The sequence below is a fragment of the Vallitalea sediminicola genome, from assembly GCF_054408565.1.
In genome coordinates this window covers 1-283 of the sequence record NZ_BTPT01000139.1, presented here as the reverse complement: position 1 = coordinate 283, position 283 = coordinate 1, and the positions used below count along the sequence as shown (strand labels likewise).

Here is a 283-nt window from a genome sequence, read left to right as displayed (position 1 = left end):
CTAACTACCTATATATTAATTGATTTATATTATCATTTTCTACTCCATTACTGTTTTTAATGCTCCATTCCGTTTTTTTGTTTTCTGAATGTACTTGGTAACACTCCCAAAATAGACTTAAAAGCATTTGAAAACTTGCTAGGATTGTTATATCCAACGGATATAGCTATCTCTAGAATGCTTAATTCTGTTTCATGTAGTTTATGGGCAGCAAAGTTCATTCTGAGTTTTTTTAAATAATGGTAAGGAGATTCCCCATAAATATTTAAAAATATTTATGGGG

The 283-nt window shown here is 29.3% G+C and carries 1 protein-coding gene; it reads right to left on the bottom strand.

Annotated elements, in window-relative coordinates; genetic code table 11:
• Positions 1–56 precede the first annotated feature (56 nt).
• Positions 57–263 (bottom strand): helix-turn-helix domain-containing protein, encoded by a 207-nt coding sequence (locus ACX6CF_RS26170; RefSeq protein WP_458788326.1) that lies wholly within the window; start codon positions 261–263, stop codon positions 57–59.
• Positions 264–283: the final 20 nt, after the last annotated feature.